A 26595-nucleotide genomic window follows, 5' to 3' on the forward strand; every position below is an offset into this window, starting at 1 on the left:
GCCCTCGGGGCCGGATTTCGCCACGACCCTGCCCGGAATCGGGCAGGATTGTTGCGTCCGGAGGGCTATTCCTCCAGGATCAACGAATGCACGACGACCTGGTGGACCACCTGACCCGCAGCACCCCGCTCCAGCGGGGCGAAGCCCTGCGGGTCATCCAGGACGTGCTCGCCTACTTCGACGAGACGACCGAAGAGTTCGTCCGTCGCCGCCACCGCGAACTGCAAGGTCAGGGCCTGCTGAACGCGGCGATCTTCGAGCAGATCTCGGCGGACCTCGAATACCGCGCGGTCGCGCCGCCCGAGCTCAGCCTCAGACAGCTGCGCCGCATGATCTACGGCTGAGAAGCACCCAACCCTCTACGGCTAGGACACCCTCTATGTGTGGAATCGTCGGTTATATCGGCAAGCGTGACGTGGCCCCCCTTCTCCTCGAAGGCCTGCAGCGCCTGGAGTACCGCGGCTACGACTCCGCCGGCGTCGTCATCACGGGCCCCAAGGCCAGCGGCCTGAAGATGGTCAAGGCCAAGGGCCGCGTCCGCGACCTGGAGGCCAAGGTCCCGGCCCGCTTCAAGGGCACGACCGGCATCGCCCACACCCGCTGGGCCACCCACGGCGCCCCGTCCGACGAGAACGCCCACCCGCACATGTCGGGCGACAACAAGGTCGCCGTCGTCCACAACGGCATCATCGACAACGCCTCCGAACTGCGCGCCAAGCTCACCGCGGACGGCGTCGAGTTCCTCTCCGAGACGGACACCGAGGTCCTCACCCACCTCATCGCCCGCGCCCAGGCGGACAAGCTGGAGGACAAGGTCCGCGAGGCCCTGCGGCACGTCGAGGGCACGTACGGCATCGCCGTCCTGCACGCCGACTTCAACGACCGCATCGTCGTCGCCCGCAACGGCTCGCCCGTCGTCCTCGGCATCGGCGAGAAGGAGATGTTCGTCGCCTCGGACGTCGCCGCCCTCGTCTCGCACACCCGCCAGGTCGTCACCCTCGACGACGGCGAGATGGCCACCATCAAGGCCGACGACTACCGCACCTACACCACCGAGGGCTCGCGCACGACCGCCTCGCCGACCACCGTGGAGTGGGAGGCCGAGTCGTACGACATGGGCGGCCACGACACGTACATGCACAAGGAGATCTTCGAGCAGCCCGACGCGGTCGACCGCGTCCTGCGCGGCCGCATCGACGACCGTTTCTCCACCGTGCACCTCGGCGGCCTGAACCTGGACGCGCACGACGCCCGCAAGGTGCGCCGCGTCAAGATCCTCGGCTGCGGCACCTCGTACCACGCGGGCATGATCGGCGCCCAGATGATCGAGGAGCTGGCCCGCATCCCCGCCGACGCCGAGCCGGCCTCCGAGTTCCGCTACCGCAACGCGGTCGTGGACCCCGACACCCTCTACATCGCCGTCTCCCAGTCCGGTGAGACGTACGACGTGCTCGCCGCCGTCCAGGAGCTGAAGCGCAAGGGCGCCCGCGTCCTGGGCGTCGTGAACGTCGTCGGCTCGGCGATCGCCCGTGAGGCCGACGCGGGCGTGTACGTCCACGCGGGCCCGGAGGTCTGCGTCGTATCGACCAAGTGCTTCACGAACACCACGGTCGCCTTCGCCCTGCTCGCGCTGCACCTGGGCCGCATCCGCGACCTGTCGGTCTCCGACGGCAAGCGGATCATCGAGGGCCTGCGCAAGCTGCCCGGCCAGATCTCGGAGATCCTCAAGCAGGAGGAAGAGATCAAGAAGATCGCGAAGGACTACGCGGACGCCCGCTCGATGCTCTTCATCGGTCGTGTACGCGGCTACCCCGTCGCCCGCGAGGCCTCCCTGAAGCTCAAGGAGGTCTCGTACATCCACGCCGAGGCCTACCCGGCCTCGGAGCTGAAGCACGGCCCGCTCGCCCTCATCGAGCCCGCGCTCCCCACGGTCGCGATCGTCCCGAACGACGACCTCCTAGAGAAGAACCGCGCCGCCCTGGAGGAGATCAAGGCCCGCAGCGGCAAGATCCTCGCGGTCGCGCACCAGGAGCAGGAGAAGGCCGACCAGACGATCATCGTCCCGAAGAACGAGGACGAGCTCGACCCGATCCTGATGGGCATCCCGCTCCAACTCCTCGCCTACCACACGGCGTTGGCGCTCGGCCGCGACATCGACAAGCCGCGCAACCTCGCGAAGTCGGTCACCGTCGAGTAGTCCCGCACCGCAGAAGTGAACGACCCCCCATGCGTGCCACCAAGCGCATGGGGGGTCGTTCTTTCAGGGGCCAGGGGCGCCCATTCCCCCGACCCGCGCCTGCATCAGCCGGTAGCCGTCACTCCACGGCCTGCAGGACGCCCGGGGAGAGCCGTGGGCCAGTGGGCCAGGGCCGCCGTCGCGCCGTACCAGGCGAGCAGGCCACCGACCGCGGCGAACCAGCCGCCCGCCTTCGCGAGTCCCGCGCTGTCGCCGAACCGCGCCACCGCGATCAGCACGAGGGCCACGAAGAGCAGCCCGTACGTCCCCCGCGCGAGCGCCGCGCCACCGGGTGCCCCCAGGGTCAGGCTGAGCGTGACCAGCGCGAAGAGCAGCAGGAAGAGGCCCGCGGCGTTGGCGGAGGCCTTGACCTCCGCCGTGAGGCCCCAGGTGAACCAGAGCGCGCCGAGCGCGGCGAAGGCCGTACCGGTGAACGCGTCGCTGTCACGGAACGCGAACAGGCCGGCGACGAAGAGCGCGACGCCGCCTACGAACGTCGCGAGGACGGCGGCGTCCAGCGCCGTCACCCCGTCGATCACTTCGGTGTGACCGATCCCGAAGGCCAACAGCGTGAGCCCCAGGGCGAGATGGCCGAGAGTCGAGGTGGTACTTCCCGCAGAGACGTCTTTGTCCACGGCGGGCTCCCTTCAGGTGCGGTGTGCAGTTGTTGTGCCACCTGTACGTACCCTTCACAAGGGCACAAACCACCTCTACGCACGAGTAGATTTATCTACAAGGGAGGGAAAGGGGAAGGAAGTTGACGCCCCATCGCTCTCATCTCACCTGGGACGACGAGACGTTACGGAATGACAACGACGGGTCGTTGCGCGCGGCGCGCGAGCCGGCCCGCGACCGAACCGAAGATGCGCCCCACGATGCCGTGCGTCGATCCGACGACGATCGCGTCCGCGGAGTATTCGCGGCCCACCTCTTCGAGTTCGTGACAGATGTCGCCGCCCCGCTCGACGAGGATCCAGGGCACCTCGGCCAGATAGTCCGCACAGGCCAGCTCGAGCCCGAGCACTTCCGTGCGGTGGTCCGGCACATCGACGAAGACCGGCGGCTCACAGCCCGCCCACACCGTGGTGGGCAGCCGGTTGGCGACGTGCACGATGATCAGGCCCGAGCCGGAGCGATGGGCCATCCCGATCGCGTACGAGAGCGCCCGCTCACTGGAGGTCGAGCCGTCGAAACCGACGACGACCCCGTGCCGGAAGGCTGGATCGCAGGAGTGACGTGGTTCTTCCGCCGCCTGGGGGGTCGCTGTCGGATCGGCGACCTGCCGCTTGCGGTCCGCGGGTTCGGAGAATTCGTGACCGGCCATGGGTGTCTCGGCGAAGGAGTCCTCTGTGGGAGGGTCGGCTTTGTTCGGGTCGTACGGCGCAGTATGGAACAAGATGGAACAAGTTCGGGCGGGGACGGGCGGTGAGCTGCGACGAGCACCGGAGCTGTGTCCGGGAATCATCTTCCCAACCCCATACCCCTAAGGGTACGGCGACACTCCTCTCCTGCCCAGAGCCTTCGACAGGCCCTGCGGGAGCCTCACGGCGTTCACCGGAGCATGCATGAGCGGCGCCCGTATGGCAATGGTTGCTGCCTCGTACAGGCGGTTTGGGCACCCGCCCGCGTGGGCTGTCATCGGCCACAAGGTTCACGCCAGTGACCGGCCGCGCGGCCACGCGTTGAACCTCTGAACGCCACCGCCACAGGGAGCACGCCGTGCCACGACCGCCGATCGCGTCCTCACCCGTCGCACAGAGCCGCCGCCGCACGCCCGAGGGGGCGCGCGAGCGCCGACGGGGCGGCGCGCCGGCGCCGCGCACCCAGGAGACGCCGTCCGCTCCGGCGCAGGACTCGGCGAGCGATGTCGTCCGCTGGGCCGCGTTCAGCTGCGTCCTGGTGCCCGTCGTCCTTGTGGGGTACGGGACGTCGCTGGCCGGGGCGGCCGGGTCTGCCATCGGACTCGCCGCCGTGACGGGGGTCTGCCGGGTGCTCCTGCGGCAGTCCGAGCGAGGGGCGGCGCGACTGATCGCCGAGCAGGGATGTGCCCACCGGGGGCGGCACGGGCGGACGGGCGCGGGGGCGCACAGGGGCGGTCGGCATGCTGGTGGGTCCACGCCGGGGGACTGACCGATTCGCGCACACGCGCCCGTAGCTTTTCAGCCAACTTCCGGCGGACGCGCATTCCTTGGCCGAACGGGTACTCAACCCCGGTCCCACCAGGGCTGAAAGGTGTGAAAAAGGCGCTGGCACCCTACGGGGACCGGCCACGGAGCCGAGGCGCACTTCCCTGCAACGCCCGTGAGTGCAACGCTTCGTGATCGAATGCTTCACGCCAAGTTGCCATGTCGACATAGTGCCGGGTCCTTAACTGGTCACCCCGGCACCACGGGACGCAGTAGATTCGATCATGACTGTATTACGGCGGGGGACTGGTGGAGGACCGAGGGGAAACGTGCAGGAGCGACAGGTCCGACAAGAGCGCCGAGAACACAGAACACGCAGAGCGCGCCAAGAACAGGGAGCCGCGACGACCGAGGGGGGCTTAGCGCCATGAGCCACGACTCCACTGCCGTGCAAGAAGCCGCGGCTCGGAAACTCTCCGGGCGGCGCCGCCGGGAGATCGTCGCGGTGCTGCTGTTCAGCGGGGGCCCCATTTTCGAGAGCTCGATACCGCTCTCCGTGTTCGGCATCGACCGGCAGGACGCCGGGGTTCCGCGGTATCGGCTGCTGGTCTGCGCCGGTGAAGAGGGACCGCTGCGCACGACCGGCGGTCTCGAACTCACCGCACCGCATGGCCTGGAAGCGATCGGGCGGGCAGGCACCGTCGTCGTACCGGCCTGGCGGTCGATCACATCGCCGCCGCCGCCGGAGGCGCTCGACGCGCTGCGCCGCGCGCACGAAGAGGGCGCACGCATAGTGGGCCTGTGCACCGGTGCGTTCGTGCTCGCCGCGGCGGGACTGCTCGACGGCCGCCCGGCGACCACGCACTGGATGTACGCGCCGACGCTGGCCAAGCGATATCCGTCCGTCCATGTGGACCCGCGTGAACTCTTCGTCGACGACGGAGACGTACTGACCAGCGCGGGAACCGCGGCCGGCATCGATCTGTGCCTGCACATCGTGCGCACCGACCACGGCAACGAGGCGGCGGGCGCGCTCGCCCGCAGGCTCGTCGTGCCACCGCGCAGGGCCGGCGGTCAGGAGCGTTACCTCGACCGGTCGCTGCCCGAGGAGATCGGTGCGGATCCGCTGGCCGAGGTCGTCGCCTGGGCGCTTGAGCATTTACACGAACAGTTCGACGTGGAGACCCTGGCCGCGCGTGCGTACATGAGCAGGCGGACCTTCGACCGCAGGTTCCGCTCGCTCACCGGGAGCGCTCCCCTGCAGTGGCTGATCACTCAGCGCGTACTGCAGGCACAGCGGCTGCTCGAGACCTCCGACTACTCCGTCGACGAGGTCGCGGGCCGCTGCGGCTTCCGTTCGCCGGTGGCACTGCGGGGTCACTTCCGGCGCCAGCTGGGCTCGTCCCCCGCCGCCTACCGGGCCGCCTACCGCGCCCGCAGGCCGCAGGGCGAGCGATCCCTGGAGGCTGCCGCGGCCGCGGCGAGCGCGCAGGCGGTGCCCGCCGCTGTCGTCGAGAGCGGTCCCGTACCGTCGCAGACACGGCGTACGGCGGCGGCGAGCGCCCTGGGACCGACGGCCTCGCTGTCGGCGGATCCGGGAAAGCCGAGCTCAGATGTGTACGCGCCAGGCCGTCCGCCACTGCCCGGGCAGAGGAGTGCGCCGTAGGGTAAGACGCATGAACGATCGCATGGTGTGGATCGACTGCGAGATGACCGGGCTCTCGCTGACGGATGACGCACTTATTGAGGTGGCCGCACTGGTCACCGACTCGGAACTGAACGTGCTCGGCGAAGGTGTGGACATCGTGATCCGCCCGCCGGACGCGGCGCTGGAGACCATGCCCGAGGTGGTGCGCAAAATGCACACCGCCTCGGGGCTCCTCGACGAACTGGCCGGCGGCACCACGCTGGCCGACGCCGAGGAGCAGGTCCTGGCGTACGTACGTGAGCACGTAAAGGAGCCGCGCAAGGCTCCGCTCTGCGGAAACTCGGTCGGTACCGACCGCGGCTTCCTTCTCCGCGACATGCAGACACTGGAGGAGTTCCTCCACTACCGCATCGTCGACGTCTCCTCGATCAAGGAACTCGCCCGGCGCTGGTACCCCCGGGCGTACTTCAACAGCCCGGACAAGAACGGCAACCACCGGGCACTCGCCGACATCCGCGAGTCCATCGCCGAGCTGCGCTACTACCGCGAGGCGATCTTCGTGCCCCAGCCCGGCCCGGACTCGGACACCGCGAAGACGATCGCGGCCAAGCACGTCCTGCCCGCGGAGTAACCTCCGCGGCAGCCTTGTGTACGGGGTCCGCGCTGCATCTCCCGGGGGGGGCGACCCCCGGACCCCCAGCCATGGGACAGTCGCGCGGAAGCCGACAATGCTCCGGGGACAACCGCACGGGACTCCGTGTTCCGCCCACCTCGAGAGCCCCCCTCGTACGGGGTCCGCAAAACGCGTGCGCGAGCACCCCTTCGGACCCTGTACACTTTTTCTCGGCCGGTCGGAAGAACGACAAAAGACCGGACATGGTGGGTGTAGCTCAGTTGGTAGAGCACCTGGTTGTGGTCCAGGTGGCCGCGGGTTCAAGTCCCGTCACTCACCCTGAATGATCAAGGCCCGACCTGCGAAAGCAGGTCGGGCCTTCTTCATGTCCGGACGCGTGGCCAAACCGTGGCCACACAGGACCCCCGAAATGGCCCTATCGTCCCTTCATGGCGAGCATCAGGAAGCGCGAGAAGAAAGACGGCTCCGCGACCTATCAAGTCCGCTGGATCCAGGGCGGACGCGGGGGGTCATGGGAGGACGAGAAGTTCGGGGACGAAGACAGCGCCGCGGCGTTCCGGAAACTCGTCGAGGCGCACGGTAACCAGTGGCCACACGGCTGGGTGCAGGGCCGCGGGTTCGTCGAGCCGGACGAGGTTGATGGCGACGAGCCGATCCTCCCCTGGGCACACCGCTACGTCGACCGGCTGACGGGAGTCGACGCGCGCACCAAGAGGGACTACCACCGCGACATCGACAACCACTTCGGCGGCATCTCGTACACCGGGGCGGACGGGGTGGAGCAGCGCCTCGGCGGCCTCGTGCACACACTGCGGGACGGCACCGTGCGGCCGGCCACGGTGTGCACCGTGACGCAGGACGATGTGACGGACTGGGTGACCAAGCAGGAGAAGCCCGTCAAGGACCCTGAGGACGGCACGAAGATCCTTCGGCGCAAGGCGAGCCCCAAGAGCATCGCCAACCGGCACGGTCTGCTGTTCTGCATCTTCCAGGCCGCGATCACCTGCGAGCCCTCGTTGCGCACGACGAACCCGTGCGCCGGCACCCGGCTCCCCCGCCAGGACGATGGCACCGAAGAAGAGATGACGTTCCTCGAGCACAACGAGTACGCGCACATCAGTGCCGAGCTGCGCGCCATCGACCCGGCCGCGGCCGACCTCGCCGACTTCCTTGTTGGGACGGGCCTTCGCTGGGGAGAGGCCTCGGCACTTCAGACGCGTGACGTGAACTTCAACCAGTCGACGATCAACGTGCAGCGGGCGTGGAAGCGGCAGGAGGACAACTCGTTCGAGCTTGGCCCGCCGAAGACGAAGAAGGCCCGCCGCGCCCTCGCGTTGACCGTCGACCAGATGGACATGGTGCGTCGGCTGACGACCGGTCGCGGGCCCGAGGACTGGGTGTTCCGAGGCGGGTGGGGCAAGGCGTGGCGGCACTCGAACTTCTACCACCGCAAGTGGGAGCGGGCAGTGAAGGCTGCCGTCGAGAAGGGGCTGACGAAGAAGCCTCGCCTCCACGACCTGCGGCATACCCACGTGGCGTGGCTGATCGCGAAGAACATCCCCCTGCCCGCGATTCAGCTCCGCCTGGGCCACGAGTCCATCACGACGACCGTGGACCGGTACGGGCACCTGGTGCGGGCTCTCGATGGTGAGATCACTGCGGCCGTGGAGGCAGCCATGCCGCCTCCCCCACGGGCGGAGCTGTGCTCCGTCAAGTCCGTCTAGGAAGGCGAGTCCTGGGGCGGCTTGCCGTCCCAGTTCTGCTGCCACATGCCGGTGCTGACGATGTGCTTGAGGTACTGCCGCATTTCGAGACTCGACCATGATTCGTCCACTGCTCCTCATTGACGTTGACGGCCCGCTCAACCCCTGGAACGCCAAGCCTTCTCGCCGCCCCGACGGCTACCAGACCCACCGCCTCCGCCCCACCGGCTGGCGCGAGCACGAGCGCCGCAAGCCGCTGCGCGTGTGGCTCAACCCCAGCCACGGACCCGCGTTGCTCACCCTGCCCTTCGAACTCGTCTGGTGCACCACGTGGGCGCACGAGGCGAACGAGATGATCGCGCCCGCCATCGGTCTCCCCGAACTGCCCGTCATCGAGTGGCCGACGACGCGCAGCGCCCCCGTATCGGACACCCCGACGGCACGTTCTGGAAGACCGAGCACGTCGTCAACTGGGTCCAAGGCAGGCCGTTCACGTGGATCGACGACGACATAGGCGCCCTCGACACCGATTACGTCCGTGCGCACCACGACGGCCCCGCCCTGCTCCATTACGTGAGCCCGCGGGCCGGCCTCCTGGAGCACGACTTCGACGCCCTCGCCGAATGGGCTCACAGCCTCGACGAGGAGCAGCCGTGATTCGCGTCGTCGCGTACGTCGTCCTCGTCGTGGCGACCGCCGGCCTTCCCCTCGCCCACTGGACCCAACTGCCCTGGAGACGCTCGTGACCCGCCTCGCCCGCGCACTGTGCAGCCTCCACGGCGCCGCACTCCTGTGGCTGGCCTACTGCGCCGTGCAGTCCGCCCGCAACGGCGCCACCTGGGCCGTCCTGCTGTTCGCCGCCGCCTCCGCCATGACCGTGATCGCCGTCATCCGCGAGACCGAGCTAGCTGACGAGCAGCGTGCCGCCGCGGTTCGTGCCGAGCGCCTGGCCCGCCTCCGCGCCCACGCCGACGAGCTCAACACCGCGTGCTGCGAACACTGGTGGACCGCCCTCGGCACCGACCACGACCCAACCTGCCCCAACCAACGTCGAAGGCACACCGCCTGAGACACGACGAAGGGGCGCCCTCACAGTCTCCCCAGACCAGGACGCCCCCTAGGTGCTGATCACCGTACCGCCCCAGACACAACAGGAGCAGCGATGACCACCACCGCCACCAACCTCCGCACCATCGCCCTGCACTGGGCAGACCTCCACGAAGCCGTAGGCGCCCCCGCCACCGTCGGCGCCTTCGGGGTCGGCCTCCGCGGATACCTCGCCGCGCTCGACCAACTCGACGCCGAACAGCTCGAGTACGACCGCCACCAGGCCGCACACCTCCGCTCCCTGGAACGCTCCACCGACCAACTCGGCGAACGCCCCGCACCCGTACGCCTCGCCATCCTCGACACCATGCGCGCCGTCGAGGCCGCCCTCGTCGACTGCGCCGACCAGACCGCCGCCGAAGTCCAGCGCTCCCCGATGGCGTACGCCCCGCGGTCGTGGCCGCCGGCCGACCGCGAGCGCCGTGATCAGCTCGCCCGCGCGGACGCGCTCGACGCCCGCCGGTGGCGCTACCGCGGACACCGCACAACCCCGCACGCCGCGCTGTGGCTCCTCGCCCGCGTCGAGCGCGCGACCGGCCCGTTCACGGTGCTCACGGATGGACAGCGGACCCGCATCGGCACCGTCGCGGAGGGCGCGGCCAGGCGAGTGGAGCGGGCCCTCGACATTGCCGCGCAGCGCCGCACTCTGGCCCAACGCCATGACTGCGGCGGCGCAATTGACGTCCACGGCGGCGAAGGACGGACCCCGCTCGCGCGCTGCACGGGGTGCGGGCGGATCTGGACGGAGGCTGGACTCGTAGCGACATCGACATACGCCCCTGATTGATCTTTGACATCACAGGTTGCCTCGATTTCAGGCCTGAGATCAGAAGGTTATGAAGGTGTAGCGCTGAGATTTGAGGAAGATCTGAGGCGGAATTATGGCTTCCACCACAGCTTGCCCCTTCTGTGCATGATGGAGTCGATCTTGACCGCAAGGCCCGGCTAACACCTCTCGCCCCTACAAGGGTTGAGGTGCGAGCAATGCCTGAAAAGCACGTTCAAAGGAGTACGGCGCGTGCAGAACAGCACTCACCGTCGCCAGTTCAGCAGGCTCTCCATAGCTGCTGTATCCGCCACTGCTGGGGCAGCGCTCTTCGCCTCCGCAATTCCGGCCAACGCCGACACCGCCACCCCGCACCGGGCAGGCGCGGCGCAGGCGGCCGCTGTCGTGGAAACCGCCACGGGAACGGCCGACATCGCTGCATCCACAGCAGCCCCGGGTACGCCGGCGAAGGCGATTACCGCTATGGACAGCGCTGCACTCACGGTCACCGCGCCGGACAAGGCGAATGGCGCCATCCACGCCGCTGACGACAGCGGCTCTTCGTTCGGCCTCACCCTGCCAGGCGCCCAGGCCGTGGATGGCGTCAAGGCTGGCGCGGGCACCGTGGTCTACCCCAACGCCGCTGCCGCCACCGACATCGCCGTGCAGCCGACCAAGGACGGCGGCGCCCGCACCCTGGTCACCCTCAAGGACAGCAAGGCCCCTGAGACTCACCGCTTCCGGCTCAACATCCCGGAGGGCGCGGACATCATCGAAGACGGACAGGGCGGCTTCGAGATCACCCGTGAGGTCGGCGAAGGCGTTCACCTCCCCGTCGCCACTATCGACGCCCCGTGGGCCAAGGACGCCAACGGTGAGGCCGTGCCCACCAGTTACAAGCTCGACGGCAACGACATCGTTCAGACCGTAGAGACCAACGACAACACGGCGTTCCCGGTAGTCGCGGACCCCAAGTTCACTTGGGGCATCGTCACCGGCACCGCCTACTTCAAGAAGAGCGAAACGAAGAAGATCGCGAACAATGGCGCGCTCGTGGCGATGGGCGGCTGGGCCCTGCCCCCGGGGCTGAACGGCTACGTGAGCGCGCACGCCGCGGCCATCACCAAGGTGGCGATGAGCGCCAAGAACAACAAGCGCTGCATCAAGATCAAGTTTGCCGCGGGGCTCTTCCTGCCGGGTGAGTATTCTGGCGGCTACTGCAAGTAGAAGCTGGGGTTCTTGATCATGTGGGTTCTGTACAGCGCCTGTATCGCCGTCGTCCTGTCCATCGCGATCCGGCTTATCGCGGGACGGAATTCGGTCGTGCCGCCGTGGCGTGATGTGACCTCGATCGCATCTGGCGTCCTCGTCGGAGCCGCCGTCTACATAGCAGCGACTGCCGCAGCGCATGTTGAGAGCCAGATTGCCGTCAGCTCGGCCCTGTTGTGGTTCACCGCCGCGATCAGCAGTGTCCACGCCATCAGGGAATCACGACGCTCCCACGGCTGAAAGGTCGCCGTACGACTGCCCGCGCCTCGTTGGGTTGGGCGCGGGCAGTCGTACGTATCGGGGCCAGGCATGGAGCCGGACCGTCGAGCAGATTCTCAGCGTCCGGCAGCCCGGCCCGGCGCAGGAACTCGATCACGTCCGCACCCGAGGGCGCGAGGCCGAGGATCTCCCCACGCACCGTCACCCGCCGGCCTCCCGTAGGGGACGGCACTGAACCCAGGGTGGGTGGGGTGCGCAGCGACGAACGCGGCGATGTCGTCGGTCATGCCTTCATCGTGCCGGTGCAGGGCGGCGATGGTGAGGGGTTTCCGGGATCAGGAAACAGGTGGGGCAGACCTGCAGTGCTCGCCAGGGCACCGTGCATCTCCCGCTCCGTTGTGAAGGATTGACGATAGCGGCCCTGCGTTGCCGCAACCGACATGTGGCGCGCGGTGAACGCCGACATCATGAGTGTTATGGGTGAGCTGCAACCGCGTAGTGGGCCGTCGGCAGATAACTCATCTGGCTCCGCAGCGGAAGATCTTCGGCTGCCGTGGAGCACGAAGCTGGGCATCGTGGCGGTCTACATCGGCGTTCTTGCCGCCTCCTACCCATGGGTGATTGGTGGGCCTGCTTGGCTGCGGATCCTGGCGGGTGTGATGATCTCGCTTGGCGTCGGCCTGCTGTACCGCGTCTTGGGTATGGACTGGGTGGTCGCCTCATTTGTAGCGATCGCCGTCTTCTACGTGCTGGCGCGATGCGCTTTGTGGGGCGCTGAGAGCGTGTTGTCTGACTGGCAGGAGCGACGCCTTGGGCCAGATAGTGCGCCTGAGGCTGTTGTTGCCATTGTGAGCCTCGGAACGATGATCGGTTTGCTCGCGAAGGCGATCCTCAGCGGGATAGCCGTATTGGTGCAATCGAAAGGAACGGCCGAAGCCGACAAGATGCGGGCACAGGCTCAATTGCGCTTGGCGGACGCGGAATACCTGCGGGCGCAGAAGGGCCTGCCGCCTGGCAGTTCGACCACGGGCACGGAAGGCGGGCCCGTACCTGCTCCCGCCGAGCCGGAGGGGGCGGGAGCGACCGACGCATAGGCGCCACGCGACGTATTGGATCTTGGTGGAGGGTGAGCCGTACAAATGGGGCCCCGTCGCCATGAGCACGCCTGTCACTGAAGAGGTCGCCTACGAACCCCCACTCCAGGGGGGCAGGCCCGTGCGCCAACGCAAAGTGCGAGCGGCAGGCGCAAAAGTACGGGCCCTCCAACGGCGGGCGCCCGTCGAGTCCGCTGTGCAACGTGTGCTTGGCGAAGGTCGAGGTCGCCCGGAAGTGCGTGGCAGGCACATAGGTCAGCTGAGAGCCCGAGCGGCGTCGCGCAGCGCAGTGTGAGCGTCTCGACTCCGCTCCCGACCCGCGGCAAGAGCACCTTCGATGTCGTCGCCGAACCGCCCGTCACGTACGTCTCCCAGCGGAATGTCACCCAGGTCGATGGCCGACCACGCGACCTCAACCGCGATGGCGGTCAGGTCAGAGTCGGCCGCAGTGAGCGCCATGCGGTCGAAAGCTTGCGTGACGGCCGAACGGGCTCGATACAGCTCGACCCGCGCTTCTCTACCCAGGGGCACGCCGTCACGCAGGTCGGCAACCTGAATCCAGTACTGCTGGCGGTACTCCAGGGCCGCGGCGAGCAGTTGCGCGGTGGCATCCAAGACCCGCTGGCGGTACTCGGCGTCGCGGGCGCGGCGGTCCGTCCAGTGCGCAGTGAGGCTGGCCAGGGCGGCGCCGGCGAGTGTTCCAAGCACGGCGATCAGAGTGGACCACATCGGAACCTCTCCTCTGGGGCAGATTCAGGCCCTGCCGACGGGAATGCGCGGCAGGGCTCTACGAGCTGATCAACCACCGCTACGCCTCCGGGTCCGCCTTCTTCAAGTCCGTGCGCTGCCCCTGCCTCGACTTCCTGTTGGCGAAGTAAGGGCGAGCCGCCCGGTAGTCGACCACGCTCGACCGGCCGACCGGCACGACCGGCGGAAAGTCCGCGTCTTCGCGCGCAAGCTGTGAGATCCGCTGGTGCGTGATCCGCTCGACGATGCCGTCACTGACCAGCCGTCGGGCCAACTCCCGGAACGACACCATGTCTGGCCCTCCTTCTTCGTTGGCCATGGGGCACCATCCTCCCGACTTCATTGCCATACGGCAAGGAAGTCGCTAGCGTCGTACGCGGTAACGGGAAAACCCCTCGGCCCATGTGGCGTGGGAGCGCCGGATCGAGGGGTGGACCTCTCTGACTGCGACGAAAGAGCAGGTCCGCCATGGAGCGTACCCAGCCGCCCGACCCCGCAGTAGCGGTACGTGCCGCCGGAGGGGCCCGGTGAAGACACGCACTGTCCGCCGGACACGACTCGTCCCGCACACCGTGAACGGCATCACCGAGATGGTGCTCGACCGGTACGAAGTCGAGGTGCCCGTGCCGCCCCGCGACTGGGACCGCACCATCCTGAACGCGGTGACCGCTGCGGCCGGCCTCCTCGTCGCCGTCGCTGTCGTCTGGTCCACCGCTTCGATCGGCGATCTCCTCGCCCGCGTCACCGTCGCCCCTGCCGCGTACGCGGCCGCTGTCGCCTTCGACCTCGCGTGGATCCTGTGCATGGCCGTCGAGTGGCTCGCCCGCTACGACCCCGCCCGCGCCGAGCAGCCCCGCAACATGGGGCACGGCGCCCTCGCCGTGGCGATGGTCGCGGTCGGCGCGCACGGCTGGCTCGCCGGACAGGAAGCGATCGGCATCATCGGCGCCGTCGTCTCAGGCATCGTCAAGACGCTGTGGACCATCGTCCTGCGCCACCACGCCAAGCCACTGGACGACAAGACGCAGCAGTGGGTGGACAAGCAGCGTGCGGAGGCCGGCGGAGAGCTCGCCATGGTCGCGATCAACCGTGAACTGACCCGCGCGCGGGGCATGGTGGCCGCCGAGGAGCAGGTGCTCCGGACCGATCCGGACGCCGATCCGCGCGAATCCGGGCAAGACCCGGACAACGGATTCGGCAGCCCAGGGCCCAACTCCACGGGCCCGATGACCGTGAAGGACGCGGTCCGGACCGCCAAGGCCGCCGGGATCACCGATCCGGACAAGGTCCTGAAGTACGTCCACCAGGTCGCCGACGCCAACGCGAAGGCGGAGACCGTCAACCGCTACTTGCGGATGGGGGTCGCGTGCTGATCCTCGGTCTCCTCGTCTTCCCGCTGCTCGCGATCCTCGCCCTGCTCGGCCTCCTCGCCTGTGCCCCCGAACACGCCCTCGGCCGCTACGTCCTGCCCGCAGTGCGCACCGCCGCCGTCCTCACCGTCGCCACGGCGTTCGTCACGGTCGTCTGGAGCCACTGACCCGTGACCTACGTAACCCTCGGCGGTGTCACCGTCGGCATCTGCATCCTCGTCGCCACCCTCGTGCAATGGTGGCCCGGCTCCAAGACCCTCAGGAACGACCCTCTCCGCCAGGCCGGCGGACTCCTGCCGTTCCTCATGGCCTGGACGTACGGCGTTCTGGTCACCCTCGGCGTCGGGGGCCTCATCGGCTGGTTCGCCGACACCACCCTGTGGATCACGAACTGGCTCGGTGACGTGGCGTTGATCTGGGGCGTGGGAGGTCAGTCCGGCCAACGCTCGTCCGGGGCCGGGTACATCCCTCTCACGCAGACTGGCGGCGGCATCGTCCTTATCCTCACCGTCGCCGTGATCGTCGCCGTCAAGAAGTCGAGCCGGTACGGCCGCGGCCTGAAGATGGGTGCCTGGTGCGGCATCTGCCTCGGTACGAGCGCGGGCGTAGCCGGGCTCGCGGCCGTGCCGATTGCGCAGGCCGCGAACTGGCTCGGCGACACGGTGTACGGGGCCGTGGCATGAGCGAGGAGACTCCTGTCGAGGAGACCGAGCCGGATGAGCCGCCAAGCCGGATCGCAGGCGCGTTCGCGGTCCTGGTCCTCGGGGGCGCCGCGGTCCTCGTGGTGCGCCTGGTCGTGACTCGCGTGCCCTACATCGCGTACTTCGTCGCTGGGGTCATCGCGTGCGTCGTGTGGCAGCGGGCCCGCGCGTGGCTCACGAAGCGACGCGGCGGCGATGCCGAGGAGTCCGAGGAGCAGGAGCCGCCGGACGTCGGCGAGGCGCTCCGCGCGCTCGGCAAGGGCGGCAACCACGTGCTGCTGACCGCGCTCCGGAAGGAGCTCGGCGTGGACGACACGAAGGCCGTGCGCGCGCTACTGAAGACGGAGAAGATCCGCGTCCGCTCGGGTGTGCGCACCCCCAAGGGCAACGGTCCGGGCGTGCATCACGAGGACATCCCGCCCGCTCCCCCCGAGTCGAACCAGGCGCACGGTGACGGTTGTTGTTGCAGGTCAGCCAACAACACCAACAACGTCGACGAGGGCCCGTCTCAGAAGGGGTTGCGTGCAGAGCCCATCGGACAGGCCGGGACGCTCGTCCACGACCCGGCCGAGGAGATCCGTCACCACGAGGTGCGCGGCCAGTAGACCCCGGGGCGGCCGATCGCTGCCAGGTATCCCGACCGCCCCGGTTCCCCATCCCGATCACACGAGACAGGAGCACCACCATGCCGCGCTCACTCCGACGGCTCGTCGCCCGTATCGCTCCCACGTACTGCGGACAGTGCGGTTGGTGGGTCGACTGCCCACACCAATGAGTGCCGGCCGCACTGACCGCTATGCGTCGGGTAACGCCCGGTATCGCCCCACCGCGCATGCACCATCGCGGCGGCGCCATCATCGTGAGTCACGAAGCGCTGTAAAGTTGTTCGTGTTGGGATGTGGAAATTACACCTCCCTCCGCACGACAGAAGGGCCCGGCTCCTGCCAGAGCCAGACCCTTCCGCGTAGTTCACGAGCCCGGTCGCCTATCAGCAGACCGGGCTCGCTGCGTATGCAGCCCCGGTCGCGACCGTCTCATGCGTGGGCGCCCTAGCGGACGAACTGCCCCACTGTGGCGATGACCGCCACGAGCACCCCCAACAGTCCGACGCCAACCTGCCACCTCTCGGGGCCGGTCCACTTCCTGTCGGGCTTACTCATGTTCAGCATCGCCCCACCACCTTTCTCCTCTGTTCGCCCCTGACCGTCAGGGGCCGCGCCGAACTTGCAGCCATGTTCGGCGAGTTGCGGGGAGGAGCAGATGACGCAGTAGCAGCTTACTGGGTGACCACAGGAACACCTTCTGTGTTCCGCGCTCAATGCTGCCATGCAGGCCGAACACCAAACCGGGGGCGAAGTCGATAAGTCGCTTCGTGCTCGTGCCGCCCATCTCGGTCAGATTCATGATCACCGGAGTGCCCTCGCGGGAGTGTTCGCCGATGGTACGGGCCTCACTGCGCGCCTGCGGGTGCAACGAGGCGATGCCGCAGGACTCCTGCCCAGACGCAACCTTGGGCATGATCGCCGGTGCGTTCTTCTCCAGGCTCTGGTGTTCAGGTGTGATGGACACCACGGGGGCAATATGCCCCCCCTTGATGACCCTGCCTTCTTCTTCACCCGACAGAATTCACTACACCCGTAGTTGCTTTCCGCGCGATCATGTCGCACACTGAGCCGCAGATCCGGCACGCCCGGAAACAACAGGCCCGCCTCGTGCGGGCCTCTGTCGTTCCAGTCGCCGGAGCTCACCGAGCGTGCCACGATGTCGGCAAGAGCAACTGGGGCCATGCCATGATCAAAGTGAGCGGCAAGGGCGGACAGATCGAGTTCGACGGTGAGTACGTCACCATCACCCGCAAGGGTTTCCTCACCCGCGGGGGCGTAGGCAAGGGCCACAAACGGCTTCACGTCTCGCAGATCGCTGCCGTCCAGTGGAAGCCAGCGGGCCCCCTCGTGAATGGGTTCATCCAGTTCACCGTGCCCGGCGGGATCGAGCGACGCTCACAGTTCGGAAACCAAAGCCTGCGAGCGGCCCAGGATGAAAACTCCGTCATGTTCACGAAGAAACAGCAGCCGGAGTTTGAAGAGCTGCGCGTGGCGCTGGATGAGGCGATCGCAACTCAGCACGGAACACATTCGGTGCCCGCTACGCCTGCCTCAATCGCTGACGAACTCAGCAAGCTGGCGCAGCTTCGAGAGCAAGGCGTCCTGAGCCCCGAGGAGTTCGAGGCGCAGAAGGCGAAACTCCTCGGCCAGTAGCTCACCCCTCACTGCCCGACCACGCCCCCCGTGGTCGGGCTTTCGCATGCTCGGAGGTGTCCATGCCCAACCAGTACGGCAACCCGGTCACCGACGAGGACCGCGAGGCAGTCCGCCGTCTCCACGCACAAGGTCTCGGCCGCAACGCCATCGCCCGCGAGATCGGCCGCGCCACACGCACCGTGAGCGTCCTTGCCGCCGAGCTGCACCTCACCTTCAACACCACGCTGACCGAGGACGCCACCCGCGCCCGCATTGCCCAACTCGCCGAGAAGCGCGTCATCCTCGCCGACGCCCTCACCGACGATGCCCTCCGCCTCACCGCGCAACTCTGGATGCCCTCCGTCGTGTTCAGCTTCGGCGGCAAGGACAACACCTACGCCGAACGCCACGTCGACGAGCCGCCGGCGCACGACAAGAAGGCACTCATGTCCGCCGCGGCCACCGCCGCCGCCCAGTCGCTGCGCCTCGTGCCGCCGATGGATGACTCCGGTGCGGATGACGCCCGCTCGATGCTCGGGAAGCTGTTCCAGGGGCTCGCGGAGGTCGTCAAGGAGGGCGAGGCGGAGCAGCGCGAGGAGGCGGAAGGTGAGTCTCCTTGATGCGCTGCCGCTGTCCCGCAAGCAGATCGTTTCCATCGTCCAGGCCGAGGCGCGCATCAACGTGTGGGAGGGCTCGGTCCGCTCCGGCAAGACCATCGCGTCTCTGCTGCGCTGGCTGATCTACGTAGCGGACGCGCCCCCCTGCGGATCCGCTCCACCGGCACGGTGGCCGAGTGGTACCTCCAGCAGCAGAACAACGGGGCCCGCATCCTGGGCCGCAACGACGACGGCGGTACAGTCGTCTCCCCGTGGACGGCACCCGCGGCATCATCACCCTCGCCGCCGCCCCCTCGACGCTGCGCTTCCAGACGCTCGGCATCGGCGACAAGATCCGCATCACCGACCTGCCGCCGTGGCTGCCGCCCGGACCGGTCGACCGGCCGATCGGAGACTGCGAGGTCCGGGTGCGGATGGCGGTCTCGCAGGTCGCCACGGGCGCCTCCATGGTGCCCGCGGTCCTGCTGCGCTACGCCGACCAGAGCACCTACTACCGGGCGCGGATCCACTTCGCCACCGGCGGCGGCATGTTCGCCTCCATCACCCGCGACACCACCCAGATCGGCGGCACACCCCAACTTCCGTACAGCTACACGGCCGGCGCCCAGTTCGAGCTGCGCGTGAAGCTGACCGGGCAGCTGATCCAGATGCGGGTGTGGCCCACCGGCACGGCCGAGCCGACCGTGTGGCACCACGCGGAGACCATCGTCACCAACCCGATCGCCTCGGGTGCGGTGGGCCTGTCCGCGTCGGCGTTCGCGGGCATGACCAACGTCAACCCCCAGCTGCTCTACGACGAGTTCGCCCTCGTCACCCCGCAGCGCTTCACCCTCGACCGCAGCGTCAACGGCATCGTCAAGGCCCACACCGCGGGCACCGATCTCCGGCTCGCGCAGCCCACGATCGTCGCACTCTGAAGGAGGCAGCATGGCGTACGCCCTGTGGCAGCCCGGCCAGCGCATCACCGCCGCACGGCTCAACGCCATGGCCGGCCTCTGGCAGCCCTACACCCCCGTGTGGTCGGCCGATTCGGGCACGACGACGCTCGGCGACGGCACGCTCCTGGGCCGCTATCAGGTCGTGGGCCCCACGGTGAACATCGCGATGCGCTTCACGTGGGGTGCCACCTCGACGCAGTCCGTCACCGACGCCAACTGGTCGTTCTCCCTGCCGGTTGCTCCGTACACCGCCGACGGCAACACCTGGCAGCCACTGGAAGCCTGGATCTTCGACACCTCCGCCTCGGCACGCTGGCAGGCCTCGGCCTACGTCAACGCCAGCACGCAGACCCTGACCGCGATCGTCGTCAACGGCGACGGCGGGTTCATGGACAGCCAGGAGATGCCCTCACAGACCGCCAGCAGCACGACCACCGTGCAGCCCGGCAATACCGCGTGGGCCGTCGGCGACCGCCTCAACATCTGGGGCTCCTACGAAGCCGCGTCCTAGACGCAGCCGGGCTCCCACGAACGGACGGCTCGGTTACCGCAGACGGCCCATGATCGCTTTATCCGAATGTCGGACTGGTGAGGCCTGGTACCCGGAAGACCCGTTCCCTCACCAGGAGGTACCCCATGCGCATGCGCACGATCTTCGCCACAGCCGCCCTCGCCACGGCCACCGTCATCGGCGGAGCCGGCGCGGCCGCCGCCGATCCCTTCCCCGGCGCCCAGGCCGTTGGCGCCACGCAGTACTCACCCGGCCGCGTCAGCGGCAACGTCCAGGTGCCCATCAACCCGGGTGCCAATGCGTGTGGGAACACAGTCAGCGCTATCGGACTGTTCGAACCTGGATCTGACCGCTTCTGCTTCAACAAGTGAAACGCCCCGCCAGGACACTCCTTCTGTCCTCATAACCAGACCGTTCCGCCTCACCGCCGAACGGCTCCCCGCCCCCGTCGCGTGCCGGATGCGACGGGGTTTCCTCATGTCTGGAGACCCCATGGCCCCACCACTGTCCGCAGGATCGTTCCTCGACGCGCTCCGCGACGAGGGCGTCACCGTCGTCGAGGTCGGCGCCTGGGAACACCGCAACCGCAACCACAAGGGCCCATGGGGACCCGTGCACGGCGTGATGATCCACCACACCGTCACGAAGGGCAGCGCGGCCACGGTGAAGATCTGCCGCGACGGACACGCCTCCCTGCCCGGCCCGCTGTGCCACGGCGTCATCACCAAGGACGGCCGCGTCCACCTCGTCGGATACGGCCGCGCCAACCACGCCGGCCTCGGCGACGACGACGTGCTCCGCGCCGTCATCGCCGAACGCGCGCTGCCTGCGGACAACGAGGCGAACACCGACGGGAACCGGCACTTCTACGGCTACGAGTGCGAGAACCTCGGCGACGGCAAAGGCCCGTGGCCCGCCGCGCAGGTCGAGGCGATCGTGCGGGCCTCGGCCGCGATCTGCCGCCGCCACGGCTGGACGGCCGCGTCCGTGATCCGCCACCTCGACTGGCAACCCGGCAAGGTCGACCCCCGCGGCGTCGACTGGGCCAACATCCACAAGCGCGTCGCCGAGCGGCTCAAGCACCCCGCGAGCTGGTCGCCGGGCGGCACCTCGACGTACACCGTCCGCAAGGGCGACACCCTCCGGTCCATCGCCGCGGCAAAGCTCGGCGACGGCAAGCGCGCGCAGGAGATCGCCAAGCTCAACAGCCTCCGTGACGCCGACGCGATCACGCCCGGCCAGACCCTCAAGCTTCCCAAGAAGTGAGGTAGACCACGATGACTTCCGCCTTCTGGAAGGCCACCACCGAGCGCGTCGTGCGGACCTTCGCACAGTCCCTCGCCGCCGTACTCACCGCGGGCGCAACGGACCTCCTGACCGAGACAGTAAGGACACAGGAGTGACGGCGCCCGGTGACGGCGTCTACATCAGCTCGGCACAGATGTACGGAGAGATGAGATCCCTGCACGACGCCGTGACACGGGTCGACGCCAAGCTCGACGGCCTATCAAGGGCAGGCCGCCTCTATCCAGGACCACGAGACCCGCATCCGGGCCCTGGAGCGGGGCCGGTGGCCGCTGCCGACGATCGCCACCCTCGCGGGCGTGGCCGGCGCAGCGACGGGTGCGGTCTCGCTATTCGCCCGCTGACGCGTGCTCCACCGGGTCCGTCGGCCAAGCGCTGCTCGGACGGTCTGAGCAGACCGCCTCAGGGCACAGGGGGCACCCGTCGACGTCGTGGCGCAGGATTGGGGAGTGCAGCCAATACGCGCCAAGTAGCTGCGCCTCCGGCTGGAGAGTGGCTGTAGCGACTTGATCCATGCATTCCTCAACGAAGCGTGGTGCACAGCGAGTTGAGGCAAACCTCCCCATCACGCGATGGTGGGGCATTCGCCTCAGACGGGTTTGACCTGAACTCCCCACAGTTCACCACCTTCAAGGCAGTAGAGGCCATCTACCGCAAGCAGGAGGAAACTGACAGCAGGAACGGCCGCGACGAGCTCCCTTGGACACGGCCGTTCCGCCTCAACCTTGAAGGTCGACGATGCGGGAGTGCGCCTACCTTCATGGGAGCTCCAGGCCGGTGACATCGTCGGCGATGAACCAGGCGGCCCGATGTCACCGGCTCTCTACGCGCCTGCCCGCGGCACTACCGCTGACACAAGTTGAAACGTGAACACCCCCTCTCGCCTTCGGGTGGGAGGGGGCCTTCGTCATGCCCGAGGCCCTCTTGCGCCCGGCCGCGGGGTAGCTACGGTCGATCGACCACACACCCGGAAAGGGACGCTCATGACGCGACGCCTGTGGAAAGTGGGCACGAACAGCGGTAACAACGGATGCCCCACTCTGTACGAGATCCCTGGCACTGACCAATACGTCGTCCAGGGCAACCGCGTGACGGATTCAGCCGAGCTCGACCAGCTCGATAACCTCACGGTCGACGAGGGCGCCGTCACGGTGCCTCGCGAATTGCTCGCCAACTTCGGCCCCAAGGAGCCCGAGTACGTGCCCCAGTTCATTACCTTCGACGAGTTCGACGGCATGTTCACCAGCTTCAAGCACTCCGCGTGGAGGCTGGAGACCCGCCGCCGGTACGCATCGGACGAGGTCACCGAGACGTACGCGCAGTTTGTGCGCGGCGAGCCCGTCGACTGGGACCTCGACGATCCGTGGTGCGTCGAGCGACGCGAACAGACCGCTCTCGGCAAGCGGTTCGAGCGTGTGCGCGTTCTCGATGAGCCGCCCACGGAGGGGCAGCGGTACCTCCTCGGCAACGCCCGCCGCAACACGGCCGCGGGCGAGCGCATCCATGTCCTCTCGCGCGGCAAGGCTGAGGAACTCCAGCTCCCTGAACTGGACTTCTGGATCTTTGATTCGCGGGTTGTGGCACTGCTTCACTTCGACGCCGCCGACAGCATGACTGGCGTCGAGCTGGTCACCGACCCAGTGGAAGTCGTCCGATACGCGCAGGTCCGCGAGGCCGCTGAGCACCACGCCATGCCGTACGACCAGGTGTAGCCGGTACGTTCGCCATGTGAGTACCGACTACCAGCAAGGACGAGCGACCCTCGGCGCCCGGCTCCGTGAGCTCCGCGCCGGGGTCTCACAACGCGTCCTCGCTGACCGGCTCAACTGGCCACAGTCCAAGGTCAGCAAGCTGGAAGCCGGTCGACAGACTCCGAGCCTTGAAGATCTCGCAGCTTGGGCGCACGCAACCGGGCAGCCCGCCGCAGCTGAGGAACTCGCCGCACGACTACAAGGGCTTGAGTCGCATTCCCGGTCATGGAATCGCCAACTCCGCGCAGGGCACAAGCCAGTCCAGGACGCGCTCACTGTCGAGTACGAACGCTCCACGGTGCTCCGCGCCTGGGAGAGCGCCATGGTCGTAGGCATGCTCCAGACCCCGCAGTATGCCCGCCACATCTTCGCGCGATACACCAAGTTGCACCGCTCTCCAAGAGACCTCGACGCGGCCGTACGCGCCCGCATGCAGCGGCAAGAGCTGCTCTACCAGCCCGGCCGCGTCTTCCACATCGTCATGTGGGAGGCCGCACTCCACGCCGGTGTCGCGCCGTCGCACGTACGCACAGCCCAACTCGATCGTCTGGTCGGGGCCATCGGCCTGGACACCGTAAAGCTGGGCATCGTCCCGCTCGGGGCCGACGTCGACGTGCCACCTGCCAACGGGTTCTGGCTGTACGACGACCGACTAACGATCGTCGAGGACTGGCACGCGGAGCTGTGGCTCGACGACGCCCCGAGCCTGACCTTGTACCGGCGCGTCTGGGACTCTCTCTCACAGTCCGCGGTGTACGGATCCCACGCGCATATGTTGCTTGCCCGAGCGCGGGCGCACCTCGACATGGCGTGAGAATTCCGGAGAATCACACTGCGGACCCCGCGAATATCCGAGAATCAACGACTGCCGTGATTCTCGGGATTCCCTAACGTCCTGGTCATGGCCGCAAGCACTAGGAAAACCGCGGAGCCCGAGCCGGGTGACACCTGGCTCGCGAACTGCGCCCGGCGCCCTCAACTCGCGTACGAGGTCTGGGAGATGGGTGGGCTCGCGCCGATCCATTGCACGCGGTGGCTGGCTGCCGAGACACAGCTCGTGACCGCTCTCCAGGCCGTCCGGCGCCTGCCCACCCGCGAGAGCGGCCCCCTCCTCATGGACTTCGGACTCGACACCGCATGGTGGCTGGTCCCCCTCGATGCCGCCGAGCAGCTGGCGGACGTCCGGCTCATCACCCTGCGCCCTCACGGCTGGCCGCTGCACTGCCCTCCCACGCACCGCGCTGCCGCCGGCCGAGTCTGGCTGGAGGCGCCGGACGGATCCGGACGCGTCATCGATCCCGTATACCTCGCTGCCGTACTCGGCCCCGGCGGCGGCCCTCGACTGCCCGCGGAGGCATTCGGATGAACCAGGTGGCAGAGAGAGCCGCGTTCGATTGGCTGGCGCGCGCACAGACCGCCCCGGAGCAGGCGCACCGTGAGTGGACGGATCAGAAGGTGGCGTTACTTCCGCTCGGCGAGCGGTTCTGCGCCATCCGTCTGCCCACCGCGCTCGTTCACGGGGCGTTCGCGTCCGACGACGTGGAAGCGATGGCCGCGCCTCTGACCGACCTGCTCAACGGCCCACTGATCCGCGACCACTTCGGCCAGTATTACTACTCCTTGATCGAGCCCACGCCCAAGGAGCGGTGGGCGTACAACAACGTGGCCCCGCTCCTGGGGGCGGGCACGTACTTGGGTGTCCCGGCCGCTTCCCGCCGGGAGGCGCCCGGCATCTACTGGGTTGTGCCGCCGCGCTTCGCCGATGATCTGTGCGCGCCCAAGTCCGTCGCCGCACTGATCGCCATCGGCCGCAACCTGTCGGGCGAGGACGAGCAATGAGCACGCAGCCTCTGCCTGCCTCCAAGCGTGCCGTCGAACAGGCCTACGGCCGCTACCTCCAGCACCTCTGGGGCTGCCACCGATGCCGCCGCGAAGCACCCTGCCAGAAGGGAGCCCGGAGGCGCCACATATGGCGAGCAGCACGCCGAGACTCCGCGACCACCCCTGTCGCCGGGCCGGCCGCGGGAAGGAGGGCGGCCGCTCTGATCTGAGCGCGGGAGCGGCCGCCTACCCCCTGTCATCGAGTGGAGACCCATGACCACCTCAGCGGGCCCTATGCCGATGGTTGCCCAGACCGCTCCGTGCCCCGAGCCGTTGCCCGTACCGTGCGGGCCGTGCCTGCGGCAGTTACTCACCGCGGACCTGGCCGACCCACATCACTGCACCCTCGGCACCGCGCTGGGCATCGACGGTGACCGGCTCGTCCTGGTACGCGAGGACGGGTGCCCGTGCCCGTGCCAGGAACAAGAGGAGAGCGACGCACTACGGAACGCACGTGCCGCGGCCCGCGCCACAAGCCCGGAGTGAGCCCGCTCGCACGAGTCGACCATCCTCGTCCGCGTGAGATCAGGTTGTCGTCGTTGAAACCGACCGCGAGGTCTGGTGAGTCTGTGTAGGTGCCTCTGGCACATCCACAAACGGCCCTCTCTGGTCAGCCCTCCAGGCCCCGGAGAGGGACCGCGACGCCCCTGCCCCTACGGGGCGGGGGCGTTGTCGTGCGGCTGCGTACCGCGGTAAGGGGCGTCTGCACTCACCGCGGAGGGGGACTGCCGCTCGACGTCGCGCACGTTTGGCCGTGGCCAAACCGTCCGGTGGATACCGTGATCAGCTGGCATCCAGTGGCATCGAAGTGAGCAGGTACGGGCCGATTTCCGGCATCGTCGCAGGTCACAGTACGGTCAATTATCTGGTTCAAGTCCCGTCACTCACCCTGAATGATCAAGGCCCGATCCGCGAAAGCGGGTCGGGCCTTCTTCATGTCCTGATCTCTGGGAACAGAACGGGAACCCCAACGGCTATCCCTCCGCCGCCTTCGCGTACTCCTGTGCCATGCCTCCCGCGAAGTCGTAGACGACGGCTGGTTCATCGCCCACGACCCATGCGTCGTGTCCGGGCGGGACCACGAAGACATCGCCCGGTCCGACTTCGGCCTCGCCTCCGTCGTCCATGCGGACGTGCATCCGCCCTTCGACGACATAGCCGTTGTGGTGGATCTCGCAGCTCTTGGTCCCCGCGATCGGCGCCACGGACTCGGACCAGCGCCAGCCGGGCTCAAATGTACCCACGGCGAAGTCGAGCCCTGTGAGATGGACGGCTTCGAGGTGGCCGCGGGGGAAATCACGCCGCTCGTCCGGCTTCTCGACCGCCTTGACCTCGATCATGACGAATGCCTCCATTCGGGCCGTGCCCACACTCCCCCTTCATTCCATGGTCTGCCTGTCAACCGGGGGACGCCACTTGGGGGACCGCTGTGGGGCGGTGACGTCTTCACGTGATCATCGTTGTCAGCCCATGAAGAAGATCACTGCGATCGCTGTGCTCAGCATCGCCACCCTGGCCTTTGCCTCCCCCGCCCACGCCGACAGCGGCGACAACTTCGGAAGAGGCTTGAACCCCGCGAACATCTGGAACCTCACCGCCGCCGCCGTCTGCTTGCAGGAGGTGGCCATCGTGCCGGTCCTGGGCGACCACGCCGACAACTGCTTCAACGGCAACGTGATCCACCACGCGGGGAAGGCCCTGGCGCCCCTCCGCTGAGCTCCCCTCCAGCTGC

At 68.0% G+C, this 26595-nt stretch carries 32 protein-coding genes, 1 tRNA gene and 2 pseudogenes; 28 read left to right on the plus strand and 7 right to left on the minus strand.

All coding sequences use genetic code 11. The features are described 5' to 3' along the window. Positions 1-86 precede the first annotated feature (86 nt). Positions 87-344 carry a hypothetical protein gene (locus AB0G47_RS09000; RefSeq protein WP_266866703.1) on the plus strand — a complete coding sequence of 86 codons (258 nt, stop codon included), beginning with the start codon at positions 87-89 and terminating at the stop codon, positions 342-344. A gap of 35 nt (positions 345-379) precedes the next feature. Continuing rightward, positions 380-2197, plus strand: a complete 1818-nt coding sequence (glmS, locus tag AB0G47_RS09005; RefSeq protein ID WP_360765862.1) for a glutamine--fructose-6-phosphate transaminase (isomerizing) — start codon at positions 380-382, stop codon at positions 2195-2197. A gap of 104 nt (positions 2198-2301) precedes the next feature. Here the strand turns inward: glmS and AB0G47_RS09010 are convergent, their stop codons facing one another. Beyond that, on the minus strand, positions 2302-2871 hold the full coding sequence (locus tag AB0G47_RS09010; RefSeq protein ID WP_360765865.1) for a GPR1/FUN34/YaaH family transporter: 570 nt from the start codon (positions 2869-2871) through the stop codon (positions 2302-2304). A 164-nt stretch (positions 2872-3035) separates the two neighbouring features. Next, on the minus strand, positions 3036-3560 hold the full coding sequence (locus AB0G47_RS09015; protein ID WP_135333169.1) for a universal stress protein: 525 nt from the start codon (positions 3558-3560) through the stop codon (positions 3036-3038). Positions 3561-4132: 572 nt separating this feature from the next. Here AB0G47_RS09015 and AB0G47_RS09020 point away from each other — a divergent pair. The 9 genes and pseudogenes from AB0G47_RS09020 (at position 4133) to AB0G47_RS09060 (ending at position 11447) form a co-directional block, all read left to right on the plus strand. Next, positions 4133-4366, plus strand: coding sequence for a hypothetical protein (locus tag AB0G47_RS09020; protein WP_360766555.1), 234 nt, complete (start codon positions 4133-4135; stop codon positions 4364-4366). 423 nt (positions 4367-4789) lie between these two features. Continuing rightward, positions 4790-6028 (plus strand): helix-turn-helix domain-containing protein, encoded by a 1239-nt coding sequence (locus AB0G47_RS09025; RefSeq protein WP_266866697.1) that lies wholly within the window; start codon positions 4790-4792, stop codon positions 6026-6028. A gap of 10 nt (positions 6029-6038) precedes the next feature. After that, a complete protein-coding gene (orn, locus tag AB0G47_RS09030) occupies positions 6039-6641 on the plus strand; it encodes an oligoribonuclease (protein WP_360765869.1) in 603 nt (200 codons plus the stop codon). Between the two features lie 248 nt (positions 6642-6889). Beyond that, positions 6890-6962 (plus strand) — tRNA-His (locus AB0G47_RS09035). A 110-nt stretch (positions 6963-7072) separates the two neighbouring features. Then, entirely contained in the window at positions 7073-8368 is a 1296-nt protein-coding gene (locus AB0G47_RS09040) for a site-specific integrase (RefSeq protein WP_360765872.1), read from the plus strand. Positions 8369-8465: 97 nt separating this feature from the next. Next, positions 8466-9004: pseudogene (locus AB0G47_RS09045) on the plus strand (hypothetical protein). Positions 9005-9089: 85 nt separating this feature from the next. Then, entirely contained in the window at positions 9090-9416 is a 327-nt protein-coding gene (locus AB0G47_RS09050; protein ID WP_360765874.1) for a hypothetical protein, read from the plus strand. A 93-nt stretch (positions 9417-9509) separates the two neighbouring features. Further along, on the plus strand, positions 9510-10241 hold the full coding sequence (locus tag AB0G47_RS09055) for a hypothetical protein (protein ID WP_360765877.1): 732 nt from the start codon (positions 9510-9512) through the stop codon (positions 10239-10241). Positions 10242-10472: 231 nt separating this feature from the next. Continuing rightward, on the plus strand, positions 10473-11447 hold the full coding sequence (locus tag AB0G47_RS09060; RefSeq protein WP_360765879.1) for a hypothetical protein: 975 nt from the start codon (positions 10473-10475) through the stop codon (positions 11445-11447). Between the two features lie 253 nt (positions 11448-11700). Here AB0G47_RS09060 and AB0G47_RS09065 read toward each other — a convergent pair whose 3' ends face one another. Then, positions 11701-11949, minus strand: coding sequence for a hypothetical protein (locus AB0G47_RS09065; protein WP_360766558.1), 249 nt, complete (start codon positions 11947-11949; stop codon positions 11701-11703). A 211-nt stretch (positions 11950-12160) separates the two neighbouring features. Between AB0G47_RS09065 and AB0G47_RS09070 the strand changes: the two genes are divergently transcribed. Then, positions 12161-12802 (plus strand): hypothetical protein, encoded by a 642-nt coding sequence (locus tag AB0G47_RS09070; protein WP_360765882.1) that lies wholly within the window; start codon positions 12161-12163, stop codon positions 12800-12802. Between the two features lie 255 nt (positions 12803-13057). On the opposite strand, the gene AB0G47_RS09075 is transcribed toward AB0G47_RS09070, so the two are convergent. Continuing rightward, the gene (locus tag AB0G47_RS09075; protein ID WP_360765885.1) at positions 13058-13531 is read right to left on the minus strand and encodes a hypothetical protein; all 474 of its coding nucleotides are present in this window, start codon (positions 13529-13531) and stop codon (positions 13058-13060) included. 79 nt (positions 13532-13610) lie between these two features. Continuing rightward, positions 13611-13868, minus strand: a complete 258-nt coding sequence (locus tag AB0G47_RS09080; protein ID WP_360765888.1) for a hypothetical protein — start codon at positions 13866-13868, stop codon at positions 13611-13613. A 208-nt stretch (positions 13869-14076) separates the two neighbouring features. Between AB0G47_RS09080 and AB0G47_RS09085 the strand changes: the two genes are divergently transcribed. Genes AB0G47_RS09085 through AB0G47_RS09100 form a run of 4 tightly spaced genes read left to right on the plus strand, consistent with a single transcriptional unit; the run spans position 14077 to position 16225 of the window. Further along, complete coding sequence (locus tag AB0G47_RS09085; protein WP_360765891.1) at positions 14077-14922, plus strand: protein transporter Sec31; 846 nt, start codon at positions 14077-14079, stop codon at positions 14920-14922. After that, positions 14916-15086, plus strand: a complete 171-nt coding sequence (locus AB0G47_RS09090) for a hypothetical protein (RefSeq protein WP_360765894.1) — start codon at positions 14916-14918, stop codon at positions 15084-15086. Before AB0G47_RS09085 ends, AB0G47_RS09090 begins: the two co-directional genes overlap by 7 nt. A gap of 3 nt (positions 15087-15089) precedes the next feature. Further along, entirely contained in the window at positions 15090-15602 is a 513-nt protein-coding gene (locus tag AB0G47_RS09095; RefSeq protein WP_360765897.1) for a hypothetical protein, read from the plus strand. Beyond that, a complete protein-coding gene (locus AB0G47_RS09100) occupies positions 15599-16225 on the plus strand; it encodes a hypothetical protein (RefSeq protein ID WP_360765900.1) in 627 nt (208 codons plus the stop codon). The genes AB0G47_RS09095 and AB0G47_RS09100 overlap by 4 nt, the downstream gene beginning before the upstream one ends. A gap of 673 nt (positions 16226-16898) precedes the next feature. Here AB0G47_RS09100 and sepF read toward each other — a convergent pair. Next, positions 16899-17201 (minus strand): annotated as a pseudogene (gene sepF / locus AB0G47_RS09105) (cell division protein SepF); the annotation flags it as partial. 77 nt (positions 17202-17278) lie between these two features. On the opposite strand from sepF, the gene AB0G47_RS09110 reads away from it, so the two are divergent. From AB0G47_RS09110 to AB0G47_RS09160, 11 genes are all read left to right on the plus strand, one after another. Further along, positions 17279-17878, plus strand: a complete 600-nt coding sequence (locus AB0G47_RS09110; protein ID WP_360765903.1) for a DUF4429 domain-containing protein — start codon at positions 17279-17281, stop codon at positions 17876-17878. Between the two features lie 62 nt (positions 17879-17940). Beyond that, positions 17941-18480 (plus strand): helix-turn-helix domain-containing protein, encoded by a 540-nt coding sequence (locus AB0G47_RS09115; RefSeq protein WP_360765906.1) that lies wholly within the window; start codon positions 17941-17943, stop codon positions 18478-18480. A gap of 248 nt (positions 18481-18728) precedes the next feature. Beyond that, entirely contained in the window at positions 18729-19394 is a 666-nt protein-coding gene (locus AB0G47_RS09120; RefSeq protein WP_360765909.1) for a hypothetical protein, read from the plus strand. Positions 19395-19404: 10 nt separating this feature from the next. Continuing rightward, a complete protein-coding gene (locus AB0G47_RS09125) occupies positions 19405-19926 on the plus strand; it encodes a hypothetical protein (RefSeq protein WP_360765911.1) in 522 nt (173 codons plus the stop codon). Between the two features lie 131 nt (positions 19927-20057). Then, positions 20058-20297, plus strand: coding sequence for a chaplin (locus AB0G47_RS09130; RefSeq protein WP_360766561.1), 240 nt, complete (start codon positions 20058-20060; stop codon positions 20295-20297). Positions 20298-20418: 121 nt separating this feature from the next. Next, entirely contained in the window at positions 20419-21192 is a 774-nt protein-coding gene (locus AB0G47_RS09135; protein ID WP_360765914.1) for an N-acetylmuramoyl-L-alanine amidase, read from the plus strand. Between the two features lie 11 nt (positions 21193-21203). Continuing rightward, on the plus strand, positions 21204-21329 hold the full coding sequence (locus AB0G47_RS09140; RefSeq protein WP_360765916.1) for a holin: 126 nt from the start codon (positions 21204-21206) through the stop codon (positions 21327-21329). Positions 21330-22214: 885 nt separating this feature from the next. Continuing rightward, positions 22215-22943, plus strand: a complete 729-nt coding sequence (locus AB0G47_RS09145; RefSeq protein WP_360765919.1) for a DUF6879 family protein — start codon at positions 22215-22217, stop codon at positions 22941-22943. Between the two features lie 16 nt (positions 22944-22959). Next, complete coding sequence (locus tag AB0G47_RS09150) at positions 22960-23796, plus strand: helix-turn-helix transcriptional regulator (RefSeq protein WP_360765922.1); 837 nt, start codon at positions 22960-22962, stop codon at positions 23794-23796. An 87-nt stretch (positions 23797-23883) separates the two neighbouring features. Then, positions 23884-24348, plus strand: a complete 465-nt coding sequence (locus AB0G47_RS09155) for a hypothetical protein (RefSeq protein ID WP_360765925.1) — start codon at positions 23884-23886, stop codon at positions 24346-24348. Then, a complete protein-coding gene (locus AB0G47_RS09160) occupies positions 24345-24821 on the plus strand; it encodes a hypothetical protein (RefSeq protein ID WP_360765928.1) in 477 nt (158 codons plus the stop codon). The genes AB0G47_RS09155 and AB0G47_RS09160 overlap by 4 nt, the downstream gene beginning before the upstream one ends. 1016 nt (positions 24822-25837) lie before the next feature. On the opposite strand, the gene AB0G47_RS09165 is transcribed toward AB0G47_RS09160, so the two are convergent. Continuing rightward, positions 25838-26203 (minus strand): cupin domain-containing protein, encoded by a 366-nt coding sequence (locus AB0G47_RS09165; RefSeq protein ID WP_360765930.1) that lies wholly within the window; start codon positions 26201-26203, stop codon positions 25838-25840. A 130-nt stretch (positions 26204-26333) separates the two neighbouring features. Between AB0G47_RS09165 and AB0G47_RS09170 the strand changes: the two genes are divergently transcribed. After that, complete coding sequence (locus tag AB0G47_RS09170; protein WP_360765933.1) at positions 26334-26579, plus strand: hypothetical protein; 246 nt, start codon at positions 26334-26336, stop codon at positions 26577-26579. The last annotated feature ends 16 nt before the right edge of the window (positions 26580-26595 follow it).

The organism is Streptomyces sp. NPDC021622 (assembly GCF_040640795.1).
In the GTDB taxonomy this organism is placed as follows: domain Bacteria; phylum Actinomycetota; class Actinomycetes; order Streptomycetales; family Streptomycetaceae; genus Streptomyces.